Annotated in this window: 10 protein-coding genes; 8 read left to right on the forward strand and 2 right to left on the reverse strand. The window is 56.9% G+C overall.

Translation table 11 applies throughout. The features are described 5' to 3' along the window. Nucleotides 1-65 precede the first annotated feature (65 nt). Nucleotides 66-1,016: an ABC transporter ATP-binding protein gene (locus ACP5OT_RS04260; RefSeq protein WP_424676249.1), complete on the forward strand. Its 951-nt coding sequence runs from the start codon at nt 66-68 to the stop codon at nt 1,014-1,016. A gap of 2 nt (nt 1,017-1,018) precedes the next feature. Next, entirely contained in the window at nt 1,019-3,283 is a 2,265-nt protein-coding gene (locus ACP5OT_RS04265; protein ID WP_424676248.1) for a stage II sporulation protein M, read from the forward strand. Here the strand turns inward: ACP5OT_RS04265 and ACP5OT_RS04270 are convergent. Further along, nucleotides 3,267-3,683, reverse strand: a complete 417-nt coding sequence (locus ACP5OT_RS04270; RefSeq protein ID WP_424676247.1) for a nitroreductase family deazaflavin-dependent oxidoreductase — start codon at nt 3,681-3,683, stop codon at nt 3,267-3,269. The two genes, ACP5OT_RS04265 and ACP5OT_RS04270, sit on opposite strands and share 17 nt — an antisense overlap. Before the next feature lie 140 nt (nt 3,684-3,823). On the opposite strand from ACP5OT_RS04270, the gene ACP5OT_RS04275 reads away from it, so the two are divergent. From ACP5OT_RS04275 to ACP5OT_RS04295, 5 genes are all read left to right on the forward strand, one after another. Continuing rightward, nucleotides 3,824-5,089 (forward strand): MFS transporter, encoded by a 1,266-nt coding sequence (locus ACP5OT_RS04275; protein ID WP_424676246.1) that lies wholly within the window; start codon nt 3,824-3,826, stop codon nt 5,087-5,089. Further along, the gene (locus ACP5OT_RS04280; RefSeq protein ID WP_428131415.1) at nt 5,089-5,979 is read left to right on the forward strand and encodes an alpha/beta fold hydrolase; all 891 of its coding nucleotides are present in this window, start codon (nt 5,089-5,091) and stop codon (nt 5,977-5,979) included. The genes ACP5OT_RS04275 and ACP5OT_RS04280 overlap by 1 nt, the downstream gene beginning before the upstream one ends. A 73-nt stretch (nt 5,980-6,052) precedes the next feature. After that, entirely contained in the window at nt 6,053-6,295 is a 243-nt protein-coding gene (locus ACP5OT_RS04285) for a hypothetical protein (protein ID WP_424676243.1), read from the forward strand. Between the two features lie 5 nt (nt 6,296-6,300). After that, nucleotides 6,301-6,660 (forward strand): hypothetical protein, encoded by a 360-nt coding sequence (locus tag ACP5OT_RS04290; protein ID WP_424676242.1) that lies wholly within the window; start codon nt 6,301-6,303, stop codon nt 6,658-6,660. Next, nucleotides 6,624-7,130 (forward strand): STAS domain-containing protein, encoded by a 507-nt coding sequence (locus tag ACP5OT_RS04295; RefSeq protein WP_428113008.1) that lies wholly within the window; start codon nt 6,624-6,626, stop codon nt 7,128-7,130. Before ACP5OT_RS04290 ends, ACP5OT_RS04295 begins: the two co-directional genes overlap by 37 nt. Before the next feature lie 27 nt (nt 7,131-7,157). On the opposite strand, the gene ACP5OT_RS04300 is transcribed toward ACP5OT_RS04295, so the two are convergent. Next, nucleotides 7,158-8,300, reverse strand: a complete 1,143-nt coding sequence (locus ACP5OT_RS04300) for a glycosyltransferase (protein WP_424676240.1) — start codon at nt 8,298-8,300, stop codon at nt 7,158-7,160. A 254-nt stretch (nt 8,301-8,554) separates the two neighbouring features. Here ACP5OT_RS04300 and ACP5OT_RS04305 point away from each other — a divergent pair. Then, nucleotides 8,555-8,765 (forward strand): hypothetical protein (locus ACP5OT_RS04305; protein ID WP_428131417.1); only part of this gene is annotated, 211 nt, incomplete at its 3' end.

Below are 8,765 nucleotides of genomic sequence, written 5' to 3' on the forward strand. Positions count from 1 at the left end.
ATGAAATCGGTATACAATACTAAATGTGGCCTGCATATCCGCTTTCTCAACCCAGCGAGCAGATTATGATCGAAGCTATTCAGCTCGGTAAGCAATTCGGTGATTTTGTCGCGGTACGTGATCTCACGCTCACCGTGCAGCCGGGAGAGTTGATAGCTTTGCTCGGCCCAAATGGGGCCGGTAAGACGACTACCGTGCGTATGTTGGCGGCGATCTTGCCGCCGAGCAGTGGTCAGGCGCGTATCTGTGGTCACGACGTGGTGCGTGATGCACAACGGGTGCGTGGTATGGTGGGACTCCTGACCGAATATCCCGGTTTGTACGGGCGAATGGCGGCACTCGAATATTTGGCCTTTTTCGGCGCGCTGCTTGGCCTCGATGCTGTGCAGTGCCGTCAGCGCAGTGAAGTCCTCTTGCGCCAGTTTGGCCTCTGGGAGGTACGTGACCGTAATCTGGAAAGCTTCTCGAAGGGTATGCGCCAGAAGATGGCGTTGATCCGGGCTATGATTCACGATCCGCCGGTACTGTTTCTTGATGAACCGACGACGGCGATGGATCCGCAGAGTGCACGCACGGTACGCGATGCTATCGGTGAGTTGCGTGGCGCGAAACGGAGTATCTTGCTCACAACGCATAATCTGAGTGAGGCCGAGGAATTGGCCGACCGGATCGCGATTATTCGCGGTGGTCAGATTATCGCAGTTGGCCCCTTCGCCGAACTGAGTCGCCAGTTGTTGGGAGAGCCGGCGTTTGAACTGATCGTAGCCCGGCCTACCGATCAAGTCCGCGCATTGACAGTGGTGCGCGAATTGGTGGGCGCGGAAGCAGTTGGGCATGACCGAATCGTGTGGCAAACTGCCGAACCACATCTGCTTAATCCGGCAATCGTGAATCGGCTGATTACGGCTGGAATCGCGGTCTATAGTCTATCTGAACAACCTCGCCGGCTAGAGGACCTCTATCTACGGATTGTGGCCGAAGATGAGGCAATTCCGGCTCCATCTGCACGGGAATGAATATGAAACGCTTTTGGCTCTCCCAAGCTCCGACATTGGCCCGATCAGATACGGTTGCACCGGCGTGGTGGGTGATTACCCGCCGTGAGTTGCGTGATACCTTGACCGATTGGCGATTGTTGACACCGCTGGCACTGTTGGCGTTGGCGCTGCCGACATTGATAGCCGGAGCACTGGTGTTGTTTGTCAATTTTGTGCAACAGGATGCGGTCGCCGTCCAAGTCATTCCCTTTTTGATCTTGCTGGTCGGTTTCTTACCGGCAGGTTTCTCGCTTATTCTGGCCCTCGAGTCGTTCGCTGGCGAACGTGAGCGTAATACGTTGGAGACGTTATTGGCAATGCCACTTGGTGATCGCGAGTTGTATCTTGCCAAGCTGATCGCGGCGCTGGCGTTGCCATTGCTGGGTGCGTTGCTGAGCCAACTGGTGTTGGTCACATGGTTGTTGGTTTTGGTGCCTAATGTGGTCTTGTCGGCGCTGCAACCGCTGCGATCGCTGCTGTTGCTGGTGTTGGTTATTACGATGGCGCTGGTGATGGTCGGCGGTGCAGTGATTATCTCGTCGCATGTGACAACGGTACGTGCAGCAAGTTTGTTGTCGAGTTTGGTACTCGTGCCGATGGCATTAGTAGTGCAACTGATCGCATTTTTGATCGTTAATGATCGTTGGGAGCTGGTAGTAGCGCTTTGGGTTGGTTTGGTGATATTGGCCGCTGGGTTGGTGCAGATTGGGATGCGGGCGTTTAGTCGGGAAGAGTTGTTAGCCCGCGAGCAGATTCGCCGATTGTGGTTTGGACAGCACAAACGACCACGTCGCCAGATTGCACGGTTTGGCGGTGGTTCGATCTGGATTGTGGCGCGTCGCGAGCTGATCGAGATTACTCGTGATTGGCGTTCGGTAGGGTTATTGATCTTTTTGCTGATCTTGATGCCGGTTGGGTTGGTGACGGGTATTCGAGCACTCTATCCTCGGCTCGATGATCCACTGGCACTCGCTCCACTGATCCCGTTTGGTGGAGTATTGGCCGGTTTTGTTCCGATCAGTTTTGCACTGGTCGCCGCGCTTGAGTCGTTTGTCGGCGAACGTGAACGGAATACGCTTGAAGCACTCTGTGCGTTGCCGGTGACCGACCAGCAGCTCTTTTTCGGAAAGTTGGTCGGTACGTTGCTAATCCCGCTGCTGACCGCACTGCTCACCCAGTACCTGTTTTACGGTTTAGTGGCACTGAACTTTCCCGATATGTATGCCGATGGCATGTCGTCGGAGCTGTTGCTCCAGATGGGGCTGCTGACCGTCGTGGTGGCAGTGGCTTTAGTGACCGGCGCTGTGAGTCTCTCGATCCACGCCGGTAGCGTGCGCGAGGCGTCGATGTTGGCGTCGGGTATTCTGTTGCCGACGACGGCACTCTTGCAAGCGCAAGCGCCGTATTTTATTGGCCGCCGGTTCGATGTGATCTGGCTTGGTATGCTGGCAATCTTCGTTGTCGGATTGGCCTTTTTACGCAGCGGCTTGCAAACTTTCCGGCGTGCAGCGATCTTTTCGCGTAACCGGGAAGAGATGGGCTTACGCCGGTTGTGGGCAGTCTTCCGTCGCTTTTTTTGTGAATACCACCCGGCCGGAGTACCACTGTACGAGTATGCCGGTTTGCCATTCTCACCGCTGCGATTTTATCGCTATGAGTTGCCGATGTTGTTACGTGAATTGCGCCTGCCCTTAGCCGTGAGCTTGTTGGCAGCGATCGGTGGGATTTGGTTTGGGATGTTGCAGGCTTCGGTGAGGGTCTTCCCATCGGTAGAACGGACGCTCGATCAGATTGCGTATGGCCCCGACCCATCGCTATGGTTGGCGCTGTTTGTCGTTTTCAATAACTTGCGTGTATCAATCCTCTCAAACCTCTTTGCTCCCTTCAGTTTGGGTGTGTTTCCCTTCCTTGTGCCGGCGACGGTCTTTGCCCAGATTGGCTATGTCTGCGGGCGGCTGATCGAGCGAGGTGGGGTGGGGACGGATAACCCCCTCACGTTTCTTTTCGCCTACCTGCTTCCCCACGGGAGCATTGAATTGCCGGTGTTTATGCTCAGTGCGGCGTTGGGGTTGCGGATGGGGGCAGCAGTGTTGACTGCTCCGGGTGAGTTTACCGTCGGCGAGAATCTGTTGTGGGCAGCTGCACAGACGGTAAAGGTGTGGTTGCTCCTGATTGCGCCGTTGGTGGTGGTTGCCGCGCTGATCGAGGGCTTGATTACGCCACTAGTGATTAGATGGGCATATTGAGTTCGAGTACCACTATCGGGATGGTGCGTCCGGCCCGGCGGGCGTAGACGGCAAAACCGGGATAGTAACGCACTGCCCGCTCCCACAGTTCCAGATACTCGATCCCACTCACTTCGCGCGCGCGACACTCGAAGAGGTGGCCGTACATATTCACCTGCGCCTGCGGATTGGCGCGAAGGTTGTAGTACCAGCCGGGATGACGGTCGCGGCCAAAATTTGACGCGACCAGTACGATCCGATTGCCGTCAGGGAGAAAGATCAACGGGGTCCGCCGTTTGGCGCCGCTGCGCGCACCGGTGGTAATGAGGATGAGAGTCGGGTAGAATAACGAGACGATTCCTATCCGTCCTCCTGTGAGCCACAGCAGCAGCCGGTCGAGCGGTTGGATACAGGTGCGCACAAACCATGCTCCGAACCGGGTAGCAGAGAATCGGGCGATAAGTAACTGGACACGGCGGAACATACGCATAAGGGTGAAAAATTATTTGATAAAACAACTATAATAGCTGCAAGAGCATCGTTTGCCATGGAGTGAATGTGATGAGTATACCAACCACCTTCGACTATGAAGTTGCTACGCGCCGGATCATCGGCGCCTTATTCGTTACGCAGAGTTTAGCATCAGCCGCAATTATTGCCAACATTGCCGTGAACGCGATCGCCGGTGCGCAACTGAGCGGCAATGACGCACTCGCCGGCTTACCGGCAACCCTTATGCTGGCCGGGGCGGCGCTGTCAGCCTATCCCGCAGGGCAAGCGATGCAGCGATTTGGTCGGCGGCCCGCTCTCCTAGTGGGGATGGTGTTGGGGCTGATGGGCATGCTGATTGACGGAGTAGCGGTACTTAGCCACTCGTTTCTTCTCTTCTTAGTCGGTCTGTTTGTGGTTGGGATGGCGCGTGGGATTATCGATCAGAGTCGATACGCTGCTGCCGATGTTGTCTCGCCGGAACGACGGGCCGGTGCGATCAGCACAGTGGTCTTTGCAAGTACTATCGGCGCAGTGGGAGGGCCGTTGTTGGTAGGGCCGTTGGGTCAGGTGGCGGCAGCCGGTGGCTTGCCTGAGTTGACCGGGCCAATGTTTGGTGGGGTAGCCCTCTTCGCCATCGCCACGTTGGTCATGTTTGTCTTTTTGCGACCCGATCCGCGCACGTTGGCGCTGCGCTTGAATGTTCAGACGACCACAGACGCTGCCACAACGGCGGTACCGGTGCGTTCCGTGGGTACGATTCTGCGGCTCCCGCTCGTTCGGGCCGGACTGGTGAATATGGTGCTTGGTCAGGTGGTGATGGTGTTGGTGATGAGTGTCACTTCGCTCCATATGAGCCATCACGCTCACGGTCTTGATAGCATCTCGTTGGTGATCGGTGCCCATACCTTCGGCATGTTTGGCCTATCAATGTTCACCGGTCGAATCGCCGACCGCCTAGGTCGGCCCTTGACGATGATGTTTGGCGCGCTGATGTTAATTGTCGGGGCATTGATTGCACCGGTATCGCTCTTGACTCCGTGGCTGGCTTTGGGATTGTTTCTTGTCGGGTTGGGGTGGAACTTTTGTTATATTGCCGGCTCAGCACTGGTGGCCGACGCCATTGTACCGTCGGAACGTGGTGCGGTGCAAGGCGCGAGCGATCTGCTCGTCAATCTAGGCTCGGCATTTGGGAGCCTGAGTAGCGGGTTTATTCTGGCTGGGTTAGGGTATCTACTACTCTGTTTGATCGGAGCGGCTCTCAGTCTTGCTCCGCTCAGTGCAGCGTTGTGGTGGGGGCATTCGGTGCACTACCGACCAACTTCTGTGGAGCGATAATGAAACAACAACTCTTTCCTACCATTTGGGCTGCCTTGCGGCGTCCACCGGCCCGGCGCTTCCTATGCCGGTTGCGACGGATACAGTACCATCCCGATAGCCGGCGGAGTCCGGTACTCTTCTTGCACGGGTTTCCCGACTCTGAACAGATGTACGATGCGTACATAACGGCGACGGAACGACAGCAGGACTGGTTGCGTGGACGCAATATTTATGCGATTGCCCTCCCCAACAGACGGACTAATCCGGTGTGGCCGTCGTTGCACGATTTATGGCACGGTCGGTTGGCACGAGAAGTAGCAGCCTTGCTTGACGTTGTGATTGCAGCCAGCCCGACCGGCAAGGTGGTCGTCATTGCTCATGATTGGGGAGCGACCTTTGTCTGGGCACGAGTACGTCAGCGCCCCGATATACCGATTGAGCGGATGGTAGCACTCTCGGTTGGGTCATCGTTTCGCTATGACTGGGGTGAACATAAGTGGCGAGCGTTATGGTGGCTGTACGGCATAGTGTTTGGCTTACCGTATTATCTGCCGCCGGTTAAACATCTAACAGCGGCATTATTAATGATCGGCGGTTATCGAGCGCCCGATGCCCATCGAGCCGCTTACGATAGTTTTCATTATTGGGATTGGCCATTGACAGTGCTGCGGTTGCCATGGCGTTTGGCCGGCTGTGGTCGGCAAGCACCTTTTACCGATATTCGGTTTCCAGTCTTATTTATCCGTTGTCCTCTTGACCGAATCGCTTCGACTGCCGGTTTTGAACAGGTATTGCTGCAGCGACCTGATTGTGTGGTGCAGCTTACGACGAATCCGCATTGGTTTCCTGAACAGCGCCCTGATGAAGTGTTAGCATTGCTCCGACGCTTTCTAGCCGATGAGCGTTAGGCTCCGTTAGCCGGTTAGCTAGGTGCTACAATACAGATGTGATCACTCGTCGGCGTAGTGCAGGGTAATGTGTATGTCATTATGGAACCGGTTGCTTACCATTCCCCATCCCGATCCTGAAGTTCAACGACGGGGACGTAATTTACTCATCATCGGGTTAACGTTGTCGGCGATGTCGATACTGGCGATTCCGCTGGTTATGATTCAACCCGATCCGTTGCCACAATTAGTCGCCAACCTCACCGGTTTGACCCTCGTATTGGTGCTATTGGTCATTGCCCGGTTAGTTGGGTCGACCAGGCAGCGCTTTGGTTAATTATCGTGCTTACCGTGAGTTTTGCCGTTATTCCGTTCGGGACGGGTCAAATCGGATTGGTACCGATTTTCGCCGTCGTTGTTGTGACTACAGCCGCAGTTATCGGGCGAGAGTGGCATGTGGTGGTAGCCGGCATAGTAGGGATTGCCGGTATGACCGGGCAATGGTTCGGCCTCGCGAGTCGACCGCAAGTCGCACCTTCCGCCGGTGAGATTGTGATTACCGGCATGCTGTTGACCGTCGTCTGCGGGGTGATTGCCGGTATCGGAACCCGCAGTGTGCTGCATGCAATTGAGCTGGCAATGCTGCCCAACGGCGGTCGGAGGCGTTGGCGAAGCAGTTGTCCCAAGCCAATAAAGCCTTAGAGGTGCGCGTGGCCGAACGCACTGCGGCCTTGCAAGCCGCGTTGGCTAAGAGTGAGCAGCGGCAAGCGGAGATGATGGCAGTGTTGGCCGAGAATGAGCGTCAGCGCCAAGAGATTCAGGCCTTGAGTGTGCCGATTTTGGCGGTGCGTGACGGTATGCTCGTGATGCTCCTGGTCGGTGCGCTCGATGGGGTTCGGCTGGCATTGGCCCAGCAGCGAGCGTTACAAGCGGTGAGTGATAGCCGCGCGCGTTGGTTGTTGGTTGATGTGACCGGCGTGCCATTTCTTGATCAAGCTGCAGCCGATGGGGTGATTGCTTTGGCCCGCAGTGTGCGTTTGTTGGGTGCTCGCCTTGTCTTGATTGGAGTTGGGCCTGAGGTGGCGCAGACGATGGTGGGACTAAAGATGGAATTGCACGCAATCGATGTAGTACGTGATTTGCGCGATGCTCTGCTGCGGTTCTCGTCATGAACGGAGTCGGTCCTGCGCCAGACTCGATCACCTTGTTTGATACAGCTCAAGATGCGCCTGCGCAATGGTGGACCATGCAAACCGACGGGCAACGGCACGGGCTGCTTCGCTGAGACGATCACGCATCACCGCCGATTGCAATACCATCTCAATCGCTGCGGCGAAGCTGTTGGGTTGTGCTGCGGCGAATTGCACTGCTCCGGTCAGGGCCGCAGCAGTGGCGGCTGAGGCCGGCGGTGTGGTGACAATGGCGCAGCCGTGGGCGAGTGCAGCGAGCAGGCTACCGCGTCGTAGCGAAGCACCATCACGGAAGGGCAGGGCTATTACATCGCAGGCGCTCAGGTAAGCCGAGACCTGTGCAGCCGGCAGGTGGCCGGTGATGATTACCCGATCGCGCAGACCATCCCTCGCGAGCCGTTGCTGTACCGCTTCGGCGTAAGCGCGATCGGTGGGGGTCGTAGCAGCGCCACCGATAATCAACAAGCGCCAGCGTGGGTGCTGTGCTACCAGATCGATTAACAAATCTACCCCCTTCCCCGGCGATAACAGACCAAAATAGCCGATCAATGCCTCATCGGCGGTTATGCTCAGCCTCGTTCGTTCAACCGCACGATCCCTAGCCGACGACTGTGTCGGCTCGATGTTGGCTCCAATCGGGATCAGACGCGGTTGGAGGCCGGCAGCGCGTAGGGTTGCTTCATCTTCAGGGTTGGTGACGACCACAGCAGAAGCTGTGCGGGCCGGTATAAGCGTTACCCAGGTGCGCAGTGGACCTGCTTTGGGAAAAAGGTACGGTGGTAGCAAGTCGTGATACGTGATCGCGGTGGCGATCTCGGTACGTTGTAAGAGAAGAGGTAGCACGTTCACGCCAATTTGTAACTGATACGCACCGGTTTGGTATTGAATGTGGCACCACTGGGGCCGGATCAGGCGCACAACCTGCGCCAGCCGTCCGGCAGCTACCAACCGCCAACTGGCCCGTCCCCGTGGCGCTGCCAATGCCTCATCGCCGCGACTCGTTGCCCGCCAGAGTTGCCAGTGCCCCTTCACCGACGTCAGGGTGATCACTTCGTGCCCGGCGATGGTGAGGTGCTGCGCCAACCGTTGTGTGTAATCGCCGACACCGCCCGGTTGTGGTGGGTATTCACCGGTGATGAACAGAATGCGCATGCCACTCTCTCCGTTGCTTACGAGTACCGGCATACAATACCACAAGATGGAGTTGGGTCGCGATGGCCTGGTTGTCAGTGCGAGGAGCGGCAGGAAAAGCCCCATCCGGGAGTTCAAGGGTAGACAGAACATCTGTCCAGAATCCGGTCCTCAAGGGCCGGGCTAGAGGTACGAAGCCTGCTGCGCGGGCTGCTGGCCCTCATCTCTCCCACTGGCGCGGGGGGGTGAGAGATGCCCAAAACGCTTTGCGTCCTTTGCGCCCTTCGCGCCTGGATGCTCGCCAAGCCAAGGGTGGTCTGAATTATGCCGATGCCCAAAACGCTTTGCGTCCTTTGCGCCCTTCGCGCCTGGATGCTCGCCAAGCCAAGGGTGGTCTGAATTATGCCGATGCCCAAAACGCTTTGCGTCCTTTGCGCCCTTCGCGCCTGGATGCTCGCCAAGCCAAGGGTGGTCTGAATTATGCCG

Origin of the sequence: Chloroflexus sp., assembly GCF_049970315.1 — a bacterium.
Taxonomy (GTDB): Bacteria; Chloroflexota; Chloroflexia; order Chloroflexales; family Chloroflexaceae; genus Chloroflexus.